Origin of the sequence: Kitasatospora sp. GAS204B, assembly GCF_029892155.1 — a bacterium.
In the GTDB taxonomy this organism is placed as follows: domain Bacteria; phylum Actinomycetota; class Actinomycetes; order Streptomycetales; family Streptomycetaceae; genus Kitasatospora.
Genome location: NZ_JARZAG010000017.1, coordinates 129686 through 148689, shown reverse-complemented (window position 1 = coordinate 148689; position 19004 = coordinate 129686). Strand labels below are relative to the sequence as shown.

Below are 19004 nucleotides of genomic sequence, written 5' to 3'. Positions count from 1 at the left end.
CTCAGAGTCTCCGCAGTCCCTCGCGTACGGCGTTCAGCAGGCCGAGGTCGACGCCGCCACCGGCCCTGGCCACCGCGATCGGGGCCCGGGCGGCCAGCAGGCCCAGGGCGATCAGGTCGCCGAGCAGGATCTTGGTGACCGAGACCGGCAGGTCCAGGTCGGCCGCCAGCTCCGCGACCGCCGCGGGCTGCCGGGCGCACCGGGCCAGGATCACCCGGTGCTCGGGCTGCAGCCGGCGGCCCGGCTGCTCGGCGGCCCCCGACACCAGCGTCAGCACGGTGATCAGGGTCAGGTCGTCGCGCTCGGGCGCGGTGCGGCCGCGGGTGATGGTGTACGGGCGGACCATCGACTGCGCGCCGTCGTCCCCGACCGTCTGCTCCAGCTCCTCCCAGTTCGGGCTCAACCGACGCTCCGGATCGGCGTGCTGAGCTTCTGCCCGACCTGCTGGACCAGCGTGTGCATGGCCAGCGACATCACCTCGGCGTCCACCTCCTGGGAGGCGATCACGGCCAGGTGGGTGCCCTGGCCGGCGGCGGTGATGAAGAGCCACAACTCGGCCAGTTCGACGATCACCTGGTGCACCGCACCGCCGTCGAAGAGCGTGCCGACACCACGGGCCAGGCTCTGCTGGCCGGTCGCCACCGCCGCCAGCCGCTCGGCGTCCGCCCGCTCGATGCCACGCGACTTGCTGACCACCAGGCCGTCGTCGGAGAGCAGCACGGCGTGTCTGGTCCCGGCCACCGAGTCCACCAACCCGTCCAACAGCCAGTCCAGGTCCTGATGGGTGGCGATGGTGCGCGTCATGACGGGTCCTTACCGGGAGGGATGGGGGTCGACTCGGTGGTCTCGTCACCGAGGCGGGCGGCCCGGGAGCGGCGCTGGAAGGCGCCGATCGCGGCACTGGAGCGGGCCGGGGCGGGTGCTGGTGCTTCTGTGGGGTCACCCGGGGTGTGGCCGCGCTCCGGCGAGGTGGCCGGGGTGCGCAGTTCGGCGGCCAGGCTGGCCTGGCGGACCCGCTGCGGGAGCGGGGACTGCACGTTCTCGGCGGTCCGTTCGTGGTCGCCGGCGGGTACCGCCCAGGACGGGCGGGCGACGGGGACGAGGACGGGGACGGGGGCCGGCTCGATGGCCGGGGTCGCGGCCGGCGGCACCGGCTCGACTGGCACCGGCTCGACCGGCGCCGGCAGTTCGGCGGGCAGGGTGCGCCCGCGCACCCTGGCGGGCAGCGGCGGGACCTCCACCGGCACCGGCTCCAGCACGGCGCCGTCGGTGACCAGCTCGCCCGGGATCAGCACCACCGCACGGGTGCCGCCGAAGGCCGAGGCGCGGAACTCCACCCGCAGCCCCAGGGTGTCGGCCAGCCGGGCGACCACGTAGAGGCCGAGCCGGATGTCGTCGGCCTGCGCCAGCACGTCCATCCGCGGCGGGCGGCGCATCAGGTCGTTGGCGGCGTCCAGCTGCTCGGGCTCCATGCCCAGCCCGCGGTCCTCGACCTCCACCGCCAGGCCCCGCCCGACCATCGCGGCGCGCACCTCGACCGGCGTGGGCGGCTTGGAGAAGGCCGCGGCGTTCTCCATCAGCTCCGCCAGCACGTGCACCACCGGACCGACCGCGCGCTCGGAGAGCCACGGGGCGCCCTCGATGTCGATCAGGATCCGCCGGTAGTCCTGCACCTCGCCCTGGGCGGCGCGCAGCACGTCGAGCAGCGAGACCGGCTTGCGCCAGCGGCGCTGCGGCTGGCCGCCGGCCAGGATGACCAGGTTCTCCTCGTAGCGGCGCAGGCGCGCGGTGAGGTGGTCGAGGTCGAAGAGGCCCTCCAGCACCTCGGGGTCCTCGTGCTTGCGCTCCATCTCGTTCAGCGTCTTCAGCTGAAGGCCGATCAGCAGCTGGGTGCGGCGGGCGATGCGCTGCAGCAGGCGTTCGAAGCCGCGGTGCTGCTCGGCCTGGGCGACGGCTGCGGTGACGGCGCTGTGCCGGGCCAGGTTGAGCGCCTGGCCGAGCCGGCTGAGCTCGTCGCCGCGAGCCGGGTCGGCGCTGATCGCCACGCCCTCCTGCGCCGCTGTCGCCGCCTCGCCGCGGCCGAGCCGTTCGACCAGCTCGGGCAGGGTCCGTTCGAGCTCACCGGCCTGGCCCTGGAGGTCGACGATCCGCCGGCGCAGCGAGCGGGCCAGCCGCCAGGAGGTGATGATCACGGCGATCACCGCGAAGAGGCCGATGACGCTGGTCAGCACCAGTCGCAGCAGCAGCGTCCGGACGGCGCTGTTGCCGGCGGCGACCACCGCGTCGGTGCGGGTCTGCAGCAGCGATACCAGCTGCGGGGTGGTGAGTTCGATGGCCTGGCGCCACTGGTCCTGCACCGGCGGCAGCGGGACGGCGGCGTCAGCGCCGACCGGGGTGGGCTTCAGCAGTTGCTGCTCGATGTCGAGCTTGGTCTGCCAGGGCGAGCCGGTGGTCAACCGCTGGGCCGCGGCCGCCTCCTGGCTGGGCAGGTACGGCAGGATCTTGACGGTGTAGAGGAACGACTGGGCGCCGATCGACTGCTGCACCGCCTGGAAGTCCGGCGTCGACAGCTTGCCGCTGGGCCAGCCCCGGGCCAGGATCGCGTCCTCGCGCGAGACCATCTCCTTGGCCCAGAACTCGTCGACCAGGGTCCGTGAGAGGTAGCCGACCTCGCCGTTGTCCACGTGGCTGAGCGCGCTGAACAGCTTGAGGTCGACGGTGATCAGGTTGGTGTAGTAGACGAAGACGCTCTGCTGGTCGACGCTGCCCTGGTCCACCGCGGCCCGCCGTTGCGGCAGCTGGTCCAGCGCGGTGCGGGCGGTGTTGATGGCGTCCTTCACCTCGGTGGAGGCGTGCGACTGGGAGACCCTGGAGAGCTTCTGGAAGGTGCGCACCGCGTCGTCGGTGGCCAGCCGCTGGGTGGTCAACTGGTCGGTGACGCTGCCCGGCTGGGCCAGTTGCTCGGCGGAGAGCCGGCGCTCCTCCTGCAGGTTGTAGTACACGATGTTGGAGGGCTGGCCCGCGCGCTGGGACAGTCGCCCCTGGGCGGCCTGCCGCTGGAAGTCGGACAGGGTCTGTCCGGTGGTGACGGCCCAGAGCGCGGCGAGCGCGACGCTGGGGACGATCGCCAGGACCAGCAGCGCGGTCCGCAGGGTGAGACGCGAGCGCCTGGTTCTTGACGTCTTTCGCAGCCTGTCGGCTCTACGCGCGCGCAGGGCAGTCTCCTCGAGAGGGGCGGTGCTCTGTGGCGACACGCCGTCTTTGGTACGACCTTTGACGGGGTGATACTAGTCATACAGTGTGACTGTCGGGGAAACCCCAGGCGAAACGGAGTACCGTCGCCGAACGAAACTCCTGACCAGGGCGCAGCTCGGTGGACGGGTACCCGGGGTGGTGCGGCGAGTCCGGGTGGTGCTGGGTCTCCAACGCGACCCCGGCGTAGGGCCCGTAGGCGGCCCCAGCGGGCCCGCTGACCGCGCCGTGGAAGGTGTTCGCCGTGAACACCTGGATGCCCGGCTGGGTGGTCAGCACTTCCAGGCTGCGCCCGGAGACCGGGTCCTCCAGCAGCGCCGCCCGCACCGGCGGCCCGTCCTGCGGGCGCGGGCGCAGCACCCAGTTGTGGTCGTAACCGCCCGGGCCGACCAGCTGCGGGTGCTTCTCGTGGATCGCCTTGCCGATCGGGCGCGCGGTGCGGAAGTCGAACGGGGTGTCGGCCACCGGCTCGAACGGGCCGTACGGGATCTGCCGCTCGTCGACCGGGGTGTACTCGTCGGCGTCCAGCGTGAGCAGTTGGTCGAGCACGTCGCCGCTGCCCTCGCCGGCGAGGTTGACGTAGAAGTGGTTGGTCAGGTTGAGGACGGTGGGGCGAGTGGTGACGGCCCGGTACTCAATGGCCAGTTCGCCGGTGGCGGAGAGCAGGTAGCTCACCCAGACGTCCAGCGCGCCGGGGAAGCCCTGGTCCCCGTCGGGGCTGTGCAGGTGCAGCCGCACGCCGGCCCGGTCGTCCTCGGTGACCGACTCGGCGGCCCAGACCCGGTCGGCGAAGCCGTCCGGACCACCGTGCAGGGTGACCCCGCCACCGGTGGGGGCCAACCGGAACTCCTGCCCGTCCAGGGTGATCCGGCTGTCCGCGATCCGGTTCGCGTACCGCCCGACGGTGGCGCCGAAGTGCCGGGCCGGGCCGAGGATCTGGCTCAACTCCTCGCTGCCGAGCAGCACCTGGCCCACCGCGCCGGTGCGGTCCGGGATCCGCACGCCGTGCAGGGTGGCGCCCAGGGTGAGCACCGCCACCTCCACCGGCCCGGCCCGCAGGGTCCAGCGTTCGATCGCGACCCCGGCCCCGCTGTGCTCCAACGGGGCGTGCGAGACCGTCACCGGGTGCTCGGAGTTGGGCGCCATCTGCTGCTCCTTCGAATTCGCCGTGCCGACGACGGGCTTACGGGGCTTACTCAGCGTCAGCCTAGGGGGTGTCAGGGCTCTTGTTCGTCAGGCCGAGCGCGGCGGCCAGGCCCGCCTGGGTGCTGCCGGTCTTGCGGTGCACCGCGGCCAACCGGCGGTCGACCAGCCCCGGCGGCATCTTCAGGCGCTCGGCGATCTCCGCCGGCGACAGGCCCTCCACGGTGAGCTGGGCGACCCGCCACTCGACCTGGCTCAGCGCGTCCCGACCGGTGCTGCGCAGTCGGCTCGGGCGCAGGCCCGAGGCCCTGAGCTCCTCGCGGGCCCGGGCCATCAGGCCGTCCGCGTTGCACTCCACCGCCAGCTCCATGCCCTGGTGCAGCTGCTCGGTGGCCTCGGCGAGCCGGCCCGACTTGCGCAGCGCGGCGCCCAACTCGACCAGCGCGCAGGCCTGCTCGTAGCCGACCGGGGAGCGGCCGAGTTCGCGCACCGCCTCGGCGAGCAGGTCGACGGCGTTCTGGCCCTCGGCCACCGCGGCCTTCATCCGCAGGGCGGTCCCGATCGCCGAGGCGACGCCGGAGGAGCGGGCCCTGGCCAGCCCCTCGTCGGCCAACCGACGGGCCCGCTCCGGGTCCTCGGGCAGCACCGCGAGCGCCAGGTTGCCGAGCCAGGGCGCCCAGATGGTGTTGTGCCAGCCGCGTTCGACCAACCGCTCGCCGACCTCGGTGAACACCTCGGCGGCCGCCGGCCGCTCCTGCTGGGCCAGCAGCAGCTTGCCGTAGAGGGTGGCGGCGTCCGGCAGCACCATCGCGGTGGGGTGGTACGGCGGGGCGAAGGAGAACTCGGCGGCCAGCTTCCAGGCGTCGTCGGTCCGGCCGCGCGCCAGCAGGGTGTCGGCCAGCACGCCGACCGCGTCCCACTGCAGCGGCAGGCCGGGGCCCAACTGGCGGGCGATCCGCAGCGCCTGGCGCAGGAAGTTCTCGGCCTCCGCCAGCGCGCCGCGGCGGAACCGGACCAGGCCCATCAGGAAGTAGGCGAAGCCGAGATGGCCGCCGCCCCAGCCCGCCACCTCGAAGGTCCTGATCGCCTCCTCGAAGAGCTTCTCGGCGCGGTCCAGCCGGTCGGTGTAGACGTAGGTGAGGCCGATGATCCCGGGCAGCTCCAGGCCCCACATGGTGCCGGTCCACTCCAGCCCGGCGGGCAGCCGGCCGTCCGGCAGCAGCGCGGAGTCCACCAGCGCCAGCACCTCGGCACAGTCGCCGCCCTGCAGCGTCAGGTCCCAGGCGCGCAACGCCCGGGCGGCCCGCGCCGAGAGGTCGTCGCCGGGCAGCTCCGCACAGAGCGCGGCGAGGCGGGCCGACCGCTCGGGGCCGTCGACCTCCTCGCGCTGGAAGGCCGCCCAGATGAAGTGGGCCACCTGCAGCCTGGTCCGCCCCGAGCCCGGCGCGGTCCGCTCGGCCTCGGCCAGGGTGACCTCGGCGGCCTCCACCAGCCGGCCGCTGTGCGCGAGCACCTCGGAGAGCCGGAAGGTCGCGTCCACCCGCAGGTCGCTGCGGAGCGGCGGGGTGGTGTCGAGCGCGAGGCGGAGCTGGTTGACCGTGCTGACCGGGTCGGTGAGCAGCGTCGCGCAGCCCAGCTCGTAGATCACCTCGGGCCGGTCCTCGTCCTCCGGCGGCTCGGCCAGCGCGCGGTCCAGGCAGCGCACGGCCGCGTCCGGGGCGCCGACCGCCAGGTGCTCGCGGGAGGCCTGGCGCAACTTGACCACCACCTCGGGATCGCCCTCCGGGTGGGTCTCCAGCAGATGCCGGGATGACTCCACCAGCGGGCGCCCGGCGTTCTCCAGCTCCTGGGCGGCCTTGCCGTGCATCGCGGTGCGCATGCCCAGCCGGATCGACTTGTAGAGCGAGGTGGCGAGCAGCGGGTGGACGAACTCCAGCGGGCCGTCGGCCGGACCGTTGAGCACCTGGTGGCGGCGCAGCTCGGCGATCGCGTCGGCGGCGCCCGAAGGGGCCATGCCGGCGATCCTGGTCGCCACCGGGATCGCGATCTGGGTGCCGAGCATCGCGGCGGCCTGGGCGAAGTTGAAGGTGTTGACGCTGAGTTTGGTCAGCCAGTAGTCGCGGTCCATGCCCTGGGCCTCGGCGGCCAGGTCGTGCAACAGCGGCACGTTCTCGTGCACCGGCTCGATGCCGCTCTCGCGGATCTTCGCCAGCAGCGCGTTGACCAGGAACGGGTTGCCGTCGGTGACCGCCCAGACCTGACGGCAGAAGGAGTCCTCCGCCGTGTCCGGGAATGCCTCGTGGACCAGCTTCTTGACCGGCTCCGGTTGCAGGCCCTGGAACTCCAGGTGCCGGTGCGCGTTGCCGGCCACCAGGGCGCGGAAGGACTGGGCCTGTTCGGGCATCTCGCTGGAGCGCCAGGCGATGGCCAGCAGCACCGGCAGTTCGGGGCAGCGCTGGGCGAAGGCCTCCAGCCAGCTGAGCGACTCGTGGTCGGCCCACTGCAGGTCGTCCACCAGCATCACCAGCGGTGCCCGGCGGATGGCGAGTTGGGTCACCACGTAGTCGATACCCGTGCGCACGCTCTGCGGGTCGGCCGCCTCGCCGCCGGGCAACAGCAGGGCGAGCGCCGGGCCGGCGATCTCGCGCCACGGCCCGAGCACCTCCTGCTGCTCCTCCGGGCGCAGCCGCAGCAGCTCGGGCAGCAGCAACTGGCGCAGCAGGTAGAAGGGTTCGTTGACCCGCTGCTCACCGGCCCGGCCGCTGAGCACGGCCAGGCCCTGGTTCCTGGCCAGCGCCCTGACCTGCTGGAGCATGGTGGTCTTGCCGAGCCCGGCCTTGCCGCTGTAGAGCAGCAGCGAGCCCAGATTGACGCCGCCGGCCGCGAAGTCCCGGCGCAGCGTGTCGATCGCCGCCCTGGCCGCGCTCAGCGCGATCTCGCGCTCGTAGAGTCGCGGCACCGACGACGCCTCGCCCGCTCCGCGCTCGCTCTCCCGTTCGGTCACCGTCGGTCCCCTCCACGTCGCCGCTGCGTGATCCTCAGGGTGAGGCTATCGCCGGGACGGCCCGCGCGCCGACGCTTCGCGCAGGTAGCGCTACTGGCCATGGTTCAAGGGCAGGTGCCGTGGGCAATTGCTGCGACAGTCACGCCACCTGATGGTGTGATCAGATACCCTGCGGGCCGCAGAAACCAGGGATCATGCTAACCCGTGGCACCACCCGTACGACCGGCCCTCACCTCCCGGGAGTCCGATGTCCGACGCGACGACCCTTGACGTCCCCTACCCCCACCGCCGAAACCCGCATATCGCCAACGCCGAGACCCAACACCGGCGCTGGCTGCTCGAGCACCGGATGCTCGGCAGTGCCCTGACCCCCGACTCCTACGCCCGCTGGGACGTTCCCGCGCTCGCCGCGCTGAGCTACCCGGACTGCACCGCGGAGGAGTTGGCGCTGGCCACCGACCTGATGGGCTTCTACTTCCTCTTCGACGACCAATTCGACGGCCCGCTCGGCCGCCGACCAGGCGACGTCGCGCTGTTGTGCGACCGCCTCACCGGCGTGCTGCACGGCACGCCCGCCCCCGCCGACACCCCGTGCGCCATGGCCTTCGAGGACCTCTGGCAGCGGATCAGCCGCGGCATGTCACCACGCTGGCGGGCCCGGGCCACCTACAACTGGGAGAGCTACTTCGCCAGCCATCCCGCCGAGGCGGCCGGCCGGCGCAGCGGCGAACCGCCGGACCGGGAGACCTATCTGATCCTGCGTCGGGGCACCGCCGCGATGGAGTCGGTGCTGGACATGGTGGAGCGGCTCGGCCGGTTCGAGGTGGCCCCCGCCGCCTTCCACAGCCCGCTGCTCAAGCAGCTTCGCCAACTGGCCGCCGACATCCCCTCGCTGAGCAACGACATCCGCTCCTATCCGCAGGAGGCACCCCGCGGTGACGTGAACAACCTGGTGATGATCGTGCAGCGGGAGCGCGACTGCTCCCTGGAGGAGGCCGGCTCGGTGGTGCTCGCCGAGGCCCAGCTGATGGTCGACCGCTACGCCCGACTGGTGGACGAACTGCCGCGCACCTACCGGGAGCTGGAACTCGGACCGGACCAGAGCCGGACCGCGCAGCGCTACGCGGACGGCCTGACCGCCTGGCTCTCCGGCTACCTGAGCTGGGAGAGCGGCACTGGCCGCTACCAGCCGGAGTGACCGGTTCGGGACACACCGTAGCCGAGCGGCTGGAGCACGGCTAGGGTGCGCAGAGCACGTCATCTCTCGCTGCCGGCCACCCACTCTGCCGAGGAGAAACCGGACTTGACGATCTACCAGCCTCCGACCAGCTTCAAGTCCCGCTACGAGAACTGGATCGGAGGCGCCTGGGTGCCCCCGGTGCGCGGGCAGTACTTCGCGAACCCGACGCCGGTCACCGGCCAGGTCTTCTGCGAGGTGGCCCGCTCCACCGCCGACGACATCGAGTTGGCGCTGGACGCGGCGCACGCCGCGGCTCCCGCCTTCGGCCGCACCTCCCCGGCCGAGCGCGCCCAGCTGCTGAACGCGATCGCCGACCGGATGGCGGCCAACCTCGAACTCCTGGCGATAGCCGAGAGTTGGGAGAACGGCAAGCCGGTCCGCGAGGCGCTGGCCGCGGACATCCCGCTGGCCATCGACCACCTGCGGTACTTCGCCGGCGCGATCCGGGCCCAGGAGGGCGGCCTGTCGCAGATCGACGAGGACACCGTCGCCTACCACTTCCACGAACCGCTCGGCGTGGTCGGCCAGATCATCCCGTGGAACTTCCCGATCCTGATGGCGATCTGGAAGCTCGCCCCGGCCCTGGCGGCCGGCAACGCCGTGGTGCTCAAGCCGGCCGAGCAGACCCCGGCCTCGATCCTGGTGCTGATCGAGCTGATCGCCGACCTGCTGCCGGCCGGCGTGGTCAACGTGGTCAACGGCTTCGGCGTCGAGGCCGGCAAGCCGCTCGCCGCCAGCCCCCGGATCCGCAAGATCGCCTTCACCGGCGAGACCACCACCGGCCGGCTGATCATGCAGTACGCCAGCGCCAACCTGATCCCGGTCAGCCTGGAGCTCGGCGGCAAGAGCCCCAACCTGTTCTTCGCGGACGTGGCGGCCGAGCGGGACGCCTTCTACGACAAGGCACTCGAAGGCTTCACCATGTTCGCGCTGAACCAGGGCGAGGTCTGCACCTGTCCCAGCCGGGCGCTGATCCAGTCCTCGATCTACGACCGCTTCCTGGGCGACGGCCTGGAGCGGGTGCGGGCGATCAAGCAGGGCAACCCGCTGGACACCGAGACCATGGTCGGCGCGCAGGCCAGCAACGACCAGCTGGAGAAGATCCTCTCGTACGTCGAGATCGGCCAGGCCGAGGGCGCCAAGGTGCTGGCCGGCGGCGAACGGGTCGACCTGGGCGGCGAGTTGGCCGGCGGCTACTACATGGCGCCGACCGTCTTCGAGGGCGACAACGGGATGCGGATCTTCCAGGAGGAGATCTTCGGCCCGGTGGTCGCGGTGACCCGGTTCGACGGTTTCGAGGGCGCCGTCGAGATCGCCAACGACACCCTCTACGGGCTCGGCGCGGGCGTCTGGAGCCGGGACGGCTCGACCGCCTACCGGGCCGGACGGGCGATCCAGGCGGGGCGGGTCTGGACCAACGCCTACCACCTCTACCCCGCCCATGCCGCGTTCGGCGGCTACAAGAACTCCGGCATCGGCCGGGAGAACCACCAGATGATGCTGGAGCACTACCAGCAGACCAAGAACCTGCTGGTCAGCTACTCGCCGCAGGCGCTGGGCTTCTTCTGATGCCCAGGGTCGCGGTGACCGAGGCGGCGGCCGAGCTGCTGCGCGAACTGGCCGCCGAGCACGGCCCGCTGATGTTCCATCAGTCGGGCGGCTGCTGCGACGGCTCGGCGCCGATGTGCTACCCGGCCGGCGAGTTCCGCACCTCGGCGAGCGATGTCCGGCTCGGCGAGCTGGCGGTCGAGGGACTCGCCGAGCCGGTCGCGGTCTGGATGGCGCGCGACCAGTTCGCCTACTGGTCGCACACCCACCTGACCATCGACGTGGTGCCCGGTCGGGGCAGCGGCTTCTCACTGGAATCCCCCACCGGGCAGCGGTTCCTGACCCGGTCACGGCTGCTCACCGACGCGGAGGTGGCCGAAGGGGAGCCGGACGAGGGGCCGGCCCTAGTCGGCGTCCAGGCAGGCCCGGAGCGCCGTGATCAGCCCCCGGGAGCGGATGTCGCCGGTCACTCCCGGCTGCATGCCGCAGGTGACGTAGCCGAAGCCGATCCCCAGCTCCGGATCGGCGAAGCCCAGCGAGCCACCGCGCCCGGGGTGCCCGAAGGCCGCCGGTGAGGACATCGGCGAGGTCGAGCTGTGCCGGAAGAAGCCGTGCCCGAACCGGGAGTTGACGATCAGCACCCGGTCCGGGCCGTCCGAGGCGGAACTGCCCGCCTCGGCCAGCGTCTGGGGTGTGAACAGGGCCGGCAGCGGCTGCCCGGAGCCGTCGGGCCGGTCGGCCGCGCCGATCAGCGCCGCGTAGAAGCGGGCCACCGAGCGGGCCGTGCCGATCCCGTTGGCCCCCGGGATCTCGGCGGCCTGCGCGGCCGGGTCGTTCAGGTCCAGCGCGGGGCGCACCACCCCGAAGGCGCGCGCGGTCAGCGAGGTCGGGTCCTGGTAGGCGTCGGTCACCGAGCGCTTGGGCCGCAGCCGCAGCCCGCCGCCCTGCGCGGCCACGACCGGAGCCGGCAGGTCGACCAGCCGGCCCACCCGGGGCCCGGCCGCGGCCGGCAGCCCGATCCACAGGTCGAGGCCGAGCGGCTGGGCGACCTCCTCGGCGAAGTAGCGGCCCACCGTGCGCCCGCTCACCCGGCGGACCACCTCGCCGACCAGCCAGCCGAAGGTGTACGGGTGGTAGCCGTGCGCGCTGCCCGGCTCCCAGGCCGGCACCTGGGCGGCGACCGCGGCCACCGCCGGCTCCCAGGCCAGCACGTCCGCCACCCGCAGCGGCACGTCCAGGGCCGGCAGCCCGGCGCGGTGCGAGAGCAGCCAGCGCACCGGTATCCGCTCCTTGCCCGCCGCCTTGAACTCCGGCCAGTACTCGGCCACCGGCGCGTCCAGGTCGAGCTGCCCGCGCTGGGCGAGCAGCAGCGCCGCGGCGGCCGTGCAGCCCTTGGTCACCGAGCGCAGCACCTGCGCGGTGTCCGCCGTCCAGGAGACCGCCGGCGCCGGACGCCCGCCGACCTCGGGCCGGGCGTCGCCGCCCCACAGGTCCACCACCTTGCGGCCGCGCAGGTAGATCGTGCAGGCCGCGCCCAGCTCGCCGTAGTCGCGGAAGTTCCGCGCGAACGCCTCCCGGACCGGCTCGTACCCCTCGGCCGTCTCGCCCCAGATCTCCACCACGGTGCCGCCTGCCTCGCCGTTCTCGCCGCTGTTCTCCCCCCGCACCTTAGTCTGATCATCATGAGCAACCCGAGCGAGGAACTGCTTGACGTGGTCGACACGCAGGACCGGGTGATCCGGGTCGCCCCGCGCGGTGAGGTCTACCGGGACCGGCTGACCCACCGCTGCGTGATGATCCTGGTCCGCGACGCCGAAGGGCGGATCTTCACCCACCGCCGCTCGCCCGAGAAGCTCTTCGCCCCCGGCGCCTACGACGTCTTCGTCGGCGGCGTGGTCGGCACCGGCGAGAGCTACGCCGAGGCCGCCGTCCGGGAGGCCGAGGAGGAGCTCGGGGTCAGCGGCATCAGCACCGAGCCGCTGTTCCGCTTCCTCTTCGAGGAGACGGACTACTCCTGGTTCTGCGACGTGCACCAGGCCCGCTGGACCGGCCCGGTGCAGCCGCAGGCGGCCGAGATCGACTGGCACGGCTGGCTCACCGAGGCCGAGATCGCCGACCGACTGGCCGACGACCGCTGGCCGTTCGTGCCGGACGGCCGCGAGGCCTACCGGCGCTACCTGTTGCTGCCCTGAACCTGCGGCTGCTCGCCCTCCTCCTCGGTGGCCTCCCACTCCGGGTGCTCGCGCACGGCCCAGAGCCGGTCCACCCACCCGGTGCGCATGCCGCGCCGGGCCTCGGGGTCGCCCAGCGCCATGTAGAGGTGGCCGGCGATCACGATGCCGATGGCGAGCGCCAGCCAGTCGTGCACGAAGGTCGCCCCGGTGCGCCAGACCAGCGGCGCGAGGTGGGTGAACCACATCAGCAGCCCGGTGCCGAGCATCACCAGGACGGCGCCCGCGATCCAGCCCGCGAAGAGTTTCTGCCCGGCGTTGAACTTGCCCGCCCGGCGGCGGAACGAGCGCCGCAGCGCCGCCTTCAGCCAGGCCCGGTCGTAGGGCAGGAAGCGGTTCAGCCGGCCCAGGTCCCGGCGCAGCGCCCGCGAGGCGAGGCCGAGCAGCAGCGGCACCGGCAGCAGCAGGCCCGACCACTCGTGCACCACCACCAGCAACCGGCGGCGGCCCACCAGTTCGGCCAGCTGCGGCAGGTAGAGGCAGGCGGCGGTGACGATGCAGACCATCATCAGCGTCGCGGTGCAGCGGTGCACCCAGCGCTCGGCGCGGGTGAACCGCAGCAGCCGGGTGCCGGCCGTGGCCGCGTCAGCTGGTCGGGGCATCGTCGCGCCCGTTGGACTTGCCGACCCAGGCGTCGACGTCATAGCCGTAGTTCTCCCAGTAACCGGACTCGACGGCGGGCGTCACGCTGATCCCGGAGAGCCACTTGGCGGACTTGTAGAAGTACATCGGCGCCACGTAGAGCCGCACCGGGCCGCCGTGGTCGTGGGTCACCGGCTTGTCCTGCATCTTCAGCGCCACCAGCACGTCGTCGCGGCGCGCCTGGTCGAGCGTGAGGCTCTCGGTGTAGCTGCCGTCGAAGCAGGTGAAGTGCACGGCGCTGCCGCCCTGCCGCACCCCCGCCGCCTCCAGCAGGTCGGCGAGCCGGACACCCTCGAACGGCGTCTTGGGCACCCGCCAGCCGGTCACGCACTGCACGTCGTGCACGATCCGGACCTGCGGCATCGCCTGCAGGTCCGCCAGCGTGTAGCTGGCCGGGCGGTCGACCAGGCCGTCGACGGTCAGCCGGTAGTCGGCCGCCGACTTGGCCGACACCGGGCCGGTCACCGAGTAGTACTCGAAACCGCCGCTGTCGGGGAGCAGGGCGGTCAGCCCGGTCGGGTCCTTCGCCGCGATGCCGGAGAGCACGGAGTTGACCGCCTGCGAGAGCACGGGCCCGGCGGCGACGCCGGCGGCGCCCAGACCGAGCATCCCGAGCAGCACGCGTCGACCGACCGGTGTGCCGCGGGGCGGAGCGTTGTCGTTCACGGGACCAGTGTCCTCGCCGCCACCGGTTCGCCGACAGGGGTCCGGCCCCGACGTCAGACTTTCGTCATCTCGGGAGCCCGGCCCGCGGCCGGCTGGATAGGGTGACGCCCATGTCCCCGTCCTCCGCGAAGTCCGCCGCCGCGCCCGGCACGCCCAGCACGGCCAAGGGCCGGCCACGGCGGCGGCTGAGCGTCGACGAGCGGCGCGAACAGTTGATCGCCGTCGCGCTGGAGCTGTTCAGCGCGCGGCCGCCGGAGGACGTGTCGATCGACGACATCGCGGCGGCGGCCGGCGCCTCGCGGCCGCTGGTCTACCACTACTTCCCGGGCAAGCAGGCGATCTACGAGGAGTCGCTGCGCCGGGCCGGCCAGGAGCTGGCCGGGCGCTTCGAGGAGCCCGCCGTCGGCCCGCTCTCCGAGCGGCTGGCCCGGGTGATGGCGCGCTACCTCGACTTCGTGGCCGAGCACGGCCCCGGCTTCGCCGCCCTGCTGCGCGGCGGCTCGGTGGCGGCCAGCCCGGGGACCACCGCGGTGATCGACGAGGTGCGGCGGGCCGCGCACGACCAGATCCTCTCCCACCTGGCACTGCCCGACCCGAGCCCGGCCCTGCGGCTGACGGTTCGGGCCTGGATCGCCAACGCCGAGATCAGCTCGCTGGCCTGGCTCGCCGATCGGCAGCAGCCGCCGCGCGAGCAGGTCCAGCTGCGCCTGGTCCAGGACTTCGTGGCGGCGCTGGTGGTGACCGCCGCCCGCGAGCCGGAGCTGGCCGCGGTGCTGCCGGAGTATCTCGCCGACGAGCGCCCGGACACCCCGACCGGCACCCTGGTCCACTCCCTCGCCGGCCTGCTCGCCGTCCCAGGCCTGGCCGAGGCACTGGGCGCCCTGGTCACGGGGGTGGAGCCGGTCTGATACAACAGCGGAGCGGACATATCAGCACAGCGGCATCAACTCGGCCGCATCGGCACATCATGGAACGATCGAACGGGGGCTGCGGAGCATGACGCAGGACGGCCAGGGGGGCCTCACCGGGGCGGCGGTGGCGGCGGCCGCCGAGCGGATCTCCGCTTCACTCGACTCGCTCGCCGAAGCGCTGCTCGGCTCCGCCGTCACCCGGCACTCGCCCGACGCGCTGTTCAGCGGCCCGCCGGTGCCCGGCGGCCCCGCGCTCTTCGACATCTGGCTGACCCGCACCGGGCCCGGCCGGCTGGCCCGCCCGGGTCACGGCACGCTGGTCTCCTGCACTCCGCCGGCACCGGCCGCCGCCAGTGCCGGAACCATCGAGCAGCTGATGGCCCGTTACGGCCGGGCAGCCGTCCGTGGCGTGCCCTACGCCCAACACGCGGCCGCCTTCCAGCTCCCGGTCAGTGCCGAGCCCTCGGCCGCCCGGCTGCGCCCCGCCTTCGCCGCACCGCTGGCCGAACTCGCCGCCGGGCGGCAGACCCTGGCGCCCGCCGAACTGCCCACCGGCAGCGGGGTGGAGGTCCGGTTCACCGTGCCGCCGGCCTTCCACGCGCTGACCGTGCGCGGTGCTGACGAGGCGTCGGCCGAGCAACTCGGCGAGGTGGCGGAGGAGCTGTTCGCCGCCGCCGGCGCGCAGGACCGCCGGGACTGGGCGGTGCTGAACGCCGCCCTGCTGGACGACAGCACGGCGGCCGGCGTCCGGTTCGCCGCCGTGGCGGCGGTGGAGCTCGACGGACGGCCGAGCAACGCCTCGCTGGTCGTCGCGGTGCACCAGGACCGCACGCCGATCGCCGAACTCGCCGCCGAGCTGGCCACCTCGCGCCCGCAGGCCGAGGTGTGGACGGTGATCCTGCCGTCCGGCCCGGCCGTGGTACTGGTCCAGGGCCGCACCGGCGCGGTCCCGGCCACGCTCGCCGAGGACGGCACCCGACGCTGGGTGATCTCCTCGGTGGTGCAGGCCTTCCTGCCGTTGCCGGACGGCGCCTCGCTGCTGAGCGTGCAGCTGGGCACGGCGCACGGCGAGGACTGGGAGCTGTACGCGACGGTCTTCGCGGAGCTGCTGCGGAGCGTGGAGTTGGGCTGGGACGGCGTGGTCGCACCGGTGGGCGCCGCACCGACGATGACGTCCGTCGTGCCCGCGCCCCCCGCACCCTTGGTGGCCCCGGTGGCCCCGGTGGCTCAAGTGGCCCCGGCTGCCCCGCCGGTGGCACCAGCTGCCCCGCCGGTGGCACTGCCCGCACCCCCGGTGGCCGCGCCGCTCCCGGTGCCGCCCCCGCCGCCGATGCCGCCCACTCCCCCGGTCACCCCGCCCGCGCCGGTCCAGGCACCCGCACCCGCCGCTGTCCCCGCGCCCGCGCCTACGGCTGAGCCCGCGAAGGGCAAGGGCACCCCGGTCAACGTGCCACCGCCGGACTTCAACCCCTTCGCCCCGCAGACGGAGCCGACCCCGGCCCCGGCCGCCACCTCGGCTCCATCCCCGACCCCCGTCGCCGCTCCCGAACCCGAACCGGCCGCCGCCGCCGCCCCCGCACAGGTGCTCGACCCGTTCGGCACGGTGATGAAGAATCAGCCCCTCGACCCCTTCGGCACCGTCACCCGCGCCACCATGGCCGACACCGCGCCGCCGCCCCCGGCGACCCCGCCGGCCGCGCCCAGCGCGCCCGCCACCGCGCCGAAGGGCAAGGGCACCCCCGTCAACGTGCCGCCCGCGGACTTCAACCCCTTCGCCCCGCAGGCGGACCCGGCCCCGGCCCCCGCCGCCGAAGCGGCGGCCGAGGAAGCGGCACCCGCAGGCGGCAAGGGCACCCCGGTCAACGTCCCGCCCCCGGACTTCGACCCGTTCGCCCCGGCCAACGCCGTCCCGGCAGCGCCCCCCGCCAACGCGCCGAGCGCGCCCGCCGCGCCCGCCAAGCCCGATCCGTTCTCCTGATCCGCGGCTGCTGATCCGCCTCGCCTGATCTGCTGGGCGGTCAGCACCCGACCCGGTCGGCCGCCGCCGAGCGCAACCCGTCCAGCACCAGCTCGGTGGCGGGCAGCGGCAGGTGCTCGCGCAGCACGTAGGCGCAGACCTGACGGCGGACGTGCGGCTCCAGGGCCCGCCCGGTCACCTTGCGGTGGTTGAGGAAGGAGAGCACCAGCGAGGGGGCCACCGCGATGCCGACCCCGGCGGCCACCAGGCTCTGCAGCGCGAGGTTGTCGTCGGTGGTGAAGACGATGTCCGGGTCGAAGCCCTCCTCCGCGCAGATCTGCAGGAAGTTGGCCCGGCAGCGCGCGCAGCCGGCGATCCAGCGGGCCTGGGCCAGCTCGGCCAGCCGCACCGCGTGCCGGCGGGCCAGCGGGTGGCCGACCGGCAGCAGCACCGTCAGCAGATCCTCCATCAGCCGGATCTCCACCAGTTCGGTGGGCAGTTCGGCGCGCATCCCCGGGTAGCTGAAGGAGAGCGCGATGTCGCACTCGCCGGCCAGCAGCTTCTGCACCGACTCGGGCGGCTCGGCCTCCAGCAGCTCGACCCGCACGCCGGGGTGCTCGGCCAGCAGCGCGGCCATCGCCTCGGGGATCAGCGTGGCGTTGGCGCTGGGGAAGGCGCAGACCCGCACCCGGCCCGCCCGCAGCCGGGCCAGCGCCTGGAGTTGCTGCTGGGCGGCACCGAGGTTGCCGAGGATCACTCCGGCGTGCCGGGCCAGCGTCTCGCCCGCTTCGGTGAGCCGCATCCGGCGTCCGTCCCGGGTGAAGAGCGGGACGCCGGTCTCGCGCTCAAGGGCACGGATCTGCTGGGTGACGGCCGGCTGGGTGTAGCCGAGGGAGCGTGCGGCCGCGGTGAACGAGCCGGTGCTGACCACCTCGTGAAAGGTCCGGATGTGTCGGGAATCCAGCATCCGAGAATCATAAGCAGGATTTGTGGAAGGCCGTCCTACCCGTAGCTGGGGTGATCACTTCCCGCCACTCCCCCTGCGGACCGAGCAAGCCCGCCGCGGTCGCGCTACCGGCTCTCGCGCCGGCCCTTGAGGAGGTAGCCCAGCACGGCGCCGATCAGCAGCGTGGCGGCGAGCGCGATCCACAGCGGCGCCTCCACGGTGAAGACCCAGAACTGGATCTTGACGTTGTTGAGGTTCGCCAGCAGGAACCAGAGCGCGAGCGCGGCCACCACCACACCGACGATCAGCCGGGTGGGGATGCCGGCGATCTCGCTCTGCTTCGCCTTCTGGCCGGCGAACGGGCGCTCCGAGTTCCTGGTCACACCGGCAGTCTGCGCGCTGATCCGCCATCGAACGCCGCGATCCGCCGTCGACTGCCCCGGACGGAGTACGCGCTGTCCGCCGGGTGGGTGGCCGAACAGGAAATCGGCAAGGGATCCTGGATCACGGGAACACCGGTGACCCGCCGTTGGTTGACCCACCGGCAGAACAGGACAAATCGAAGGGCACACCACAGCTCGTGAGCACCATCCCCACGATCACTCTGAACAACGGCGTCGCGATCCCGCAGCTCGGCTTCGGCGTCTGGCAGGTGCCGGAGGCCGAGGCGGCCGCCGCCGTCCGCACCGCCATCGAGACCGGCTACCGCAGCATCGACACCGCCGCCATCTACGAGAACGAGGCCGGTACCGGCCTCGGCATCCGGCAGGCCGGCGTGCCGCGTGACGAACTGTTCATCACCACCAAGCTGTGGAACAGCGGCACGCGCGACTGGTCGGGCCAGGCTGGCCGGGACGCCGTGCTGATCGAGTTCGAGGCCTCGCTGGAGAAGCTCGGCCTGGAGTACCTCGACCTCTACCTGATCCACTGGCCGCGCCCGATGCACGGCAGCTACGCCAACGTCTGGCAGGCCATGACGGAGCTGCTCGACTCCGGCCGGGTCAAGGCGGTGGGTGTTTCCAACTTCGGCCAGGCGGAGCTGACTCACCTCTTCGAGACCAGCTCGCTGGTCCCGGCGCTCAACCAGGTCGAGCTGCACCCGCACTTCCCGCAGCGGGAGCTGCGCGCCTTCCACGCCGAGCACGGCATCGCCACCGAGGCGTGGAGCCCGCTGGGCCAGGGCAAGGAGCTGCTCGGCGATCCGGTGCTGGCCAAGGTCGCGGCCAAGCACGGGCGCACCGTCGCCCAGGTGGTGCTCCGCTGGCACCTGCAGAGCGGCATCGTCGCGATCCCGAAGTCGGTCACCCCGTCCCGGATCGCGGAGAACTTCGCGGTGACAGGGTTCGAACTGGATGCCGAGGACCTCGCCGCGATCGCCACTATCGAGACCGGGCAGCGACTCGGCCCCGACCCGGCCCACTTCGACTGGAGCTGAGTCAATTCGTGACCGACCAACTGTCGGCT

16 protein-coding genes and 1 pseudogene are annotated in these 19004 nt (G+C 73.0%); 7 read left to right on the top strand and 10 right to left on the bottom strand.

Going from position 1 to position 19004, the window contains the following annotated elements; genetic code table 11:
• Position 1: 1 nt before the first annotated feature.
• From P3T41_RS23175 to P3T41_RS23155, 5 genes are all read right to left on the bottom strand, one after another.
• Positions 2-346, bottom strand: coding sequence for a DUF742 domain-containing protein (locus P3T41_RS23175; protein ID WP_280691952.1), 345 nt, complete (start codon positions 344-346; stop codon positions 2-4).
• A 53-nt stretch (positions 347-399) separates the two neighbouring features.
• Complete coding sequence (locus P3T41_RS23170; protein WP_280691911.1) at positions 400-804, bottom strand: roadblock/LC7 domain-containing protein; 405 nt, start codon at positions 802-804, stop codon at positions 400-402.
• Positions 801-3254: a nitrate- and nitrite sensing domain-containing protein gene (locus P3T41_RS23165; RefSeq protein ID WP_280691910.1), complete on the bottom strand. Its 2454-nt coding sequence runs from the start codon at positions 3252-3254 to the stop codon at positions 801-803. The genes P3T41_RS23170 and P3T41_RS23165 overlap by 4 nt, the downstream gene beginning before the upstream one ends.
• A gap of 37 nt (positions 3255-3291) precedes the next feature.
• Positions 3292-4398, bottom strand: a complete 1107-nt coding sequence (locus tag P3T41_RS23160; protein WP_280691909.1) for an aldose epimerase family protein — start codon at positions 4396-4398, stop codon at positions 3292-3294.
• A 61-nt stretch (positions 4399-4459) separates the two neighbouring features.
• Positions 4460-7399, bottom strand: a complete 2940-nt coding sequence (locus tag P3T41_RS23155; RefSeq protein WP_280691908.1) for an AAA family ATPase — start codon at positions 7397-7399, stop codon at positions 4460-4462.
• A gap of 247 nt (positions 7400-7646) precedes the next feature.
• Here P3T41_RS23155 and P3T41_RS23150 point away from each other — a divergent pair, with 247 nt between their 5' ends.
• The 3 genes and pseudogenes from P3T41_RS23150 to P3T41_RS23140 all read left to right on the top strand — a co-directional run.
• A complete protein-coding gene (locus P3T41_RS23150; protein WP_280691907.1) occupies positions 7647-8597 on the top strand; it encodes a hypothetical protein in 951 nt (316 codons plus the stop codon).
• Positions 8598-8702: 105 nt separating this feature from the next.
• Positions 8703-10208 carry an aldehyde dehydrogenase family protein gene (locus P3T41_RS23145; RefSeq protein WP_280691906.1) on the top strand — a complete coding sequence of 502 codons (1506 nt, stop codon included), beginning with the start codon at positions 8703-8705 and terminating at the stop codon, positions 10206-10208.
• Positions 10208-10564 (top strand): annotated as a pseudogene (locus P3T41_RS23140) (DUF779 domain-containing protein); the annotation flags it as partial. The gene P3T41_RS23145 and the pseudogene P3T41_RS23140, both read left to right, overlap by 1 nt.
• 27 nt (positions 10565-10591) lie before the next feature.
• On the opposite strand, the gene P3T41_RS23135 reads toward P3T41_RS23140, so the two are convergent.
• Positions 10592-11854, bottom strand: a complete 1263-nt coding sequence (locus P3T41_RS23135) for a serine hydrolase domain-containing protein (protein ID WP_280691905.1) — start codon at positions 11852-11854, stop codon at positions 10592-10594.
• A gap of 15 nt (positions 11855-11869) precedes the next feature.
• Here P3T41_RS23135 and P3T41_RS23130 point away from each other — a divergent pair, with 15 nt between their 5' ends.
• Positions 11870-12379 carry an NUDIX domain-containing protein gene (locus P3T41_RS23130; RefSeq protein ID WP_280691904.1) on the top strand — a complete coding sequence of 170 codons (510 nt, stop codon included), beginning with the start codon at positions 11870-11872 and terminating at the stop codon, positions 12377-12379.
• On the opposite strand, the gene P3T41_RS23125 is transcribed toward P3T41_RS23130, so the two are convergent.
• Together P3T41_RS23125 and P3T41_RS23120 are read right to left on the bottom strand one after the other, a co-directional pair.
• Entirely contained in the window at positions 12361-13020 is a 660-nt protein-coding gene (locus tag P3T41_RS23125) for a cytochrome b/b6 domain-containing protein (protein WP_280691903.1), read from the bottom strand. The two genes, P3T41_RS23130 and P3T41_RS23125, sit on opposite strands and share 19 nt — an antisense overlap.
• Positions 13004-13669, bottom strand: a complete 666-nt coding sequence (locus P3T41_RS23120) for a molybdopterin-dependent oxidoreductase (protein ID WP_280691951.1) — start codon at positions 13667-13669, stop codon at positions 13004-13006. The genes P3T41_RS23125 and P3T41_RS23120 overlap by 17 nt, the downstream gene beginning before the upstream one ends.
• A gap of 242 nt (positions 13670-13911) precedes the next feature.
• Here P3T41_RS23120 and P3T41_RS23115 point away from each other — a divergent pair, with 242 nt between their 5' ends.
• Both P3T41_RS23115 and P3T41_RS23110 read left to right on the top strand, forming a co-directional pair.
• Positions 13912-14634, top strand: a complete 723-nt coding sequence (locus tag P3T41_RS23115; RefSeq protein WP_280691950.1) for a TetR/AcrR family transcriptional regulator — start codon at positions 13912-13914, stop codon at positions 14632-14634.
• Between the two features lie 88 nt (positions 14635-14722).
• Positions 14723-16615 carry a hypothetical protein gene (locus P3T41_RS23110; RefSeq protein ID WP_280691902.1) on the top strand — a complete coding sequence of 631 codons (1893 nt, stop codon included), beginning with the start codon at positions 14723-14725 and terminating at the stop codon, positions 16613-16615.
• A 40-nt stretch (positions 16616-16655) separates the two neighbouring features.
• Here the strand turns inward: P3T41_RS23110 and P3T41_RS23105 are convergent, their stop codons facing one another.
• Positions 16656-17561: a LysR family transcriptional regulator gene (locus P3T41_RS23105; protein WP_280691901.1), complete on the bottom strand. Its 906-nt coding sequence runs from the start codon at positions 17559-17561 to the stop codon at positions 16656-16658.
• A 104-nt stretch (positions 17562-17665) separates the two neighbouring features.
• Positions 17666-17923: a LapA family protein gene (locus tag P3T41_RS23100; protein WP_280691900.1), complete on the bottom strand. Its 258-nt coding sequence runs from the start codon at positions 17921-17923 to the stop codon at positions 17666-17668.
• Positions 17924-18120: 197 nt separating this feature from the next.
• On the opposite strand from P3T41_RS23100, the gene P3T41_RS23095 reads away from it, so the two are divergent.
• Positions 18121-18975: an aldo/keto reductase gene (locus P3T41_RS23095; protein WP_280691899.1), complete on the top strand. Its 855-nt coding sequence runs from the start codon at positions 18121-18123 to the stop codon at positions 18973-18975.
• Positions 18976-19004: the final 29 nt, after the last annotated feature.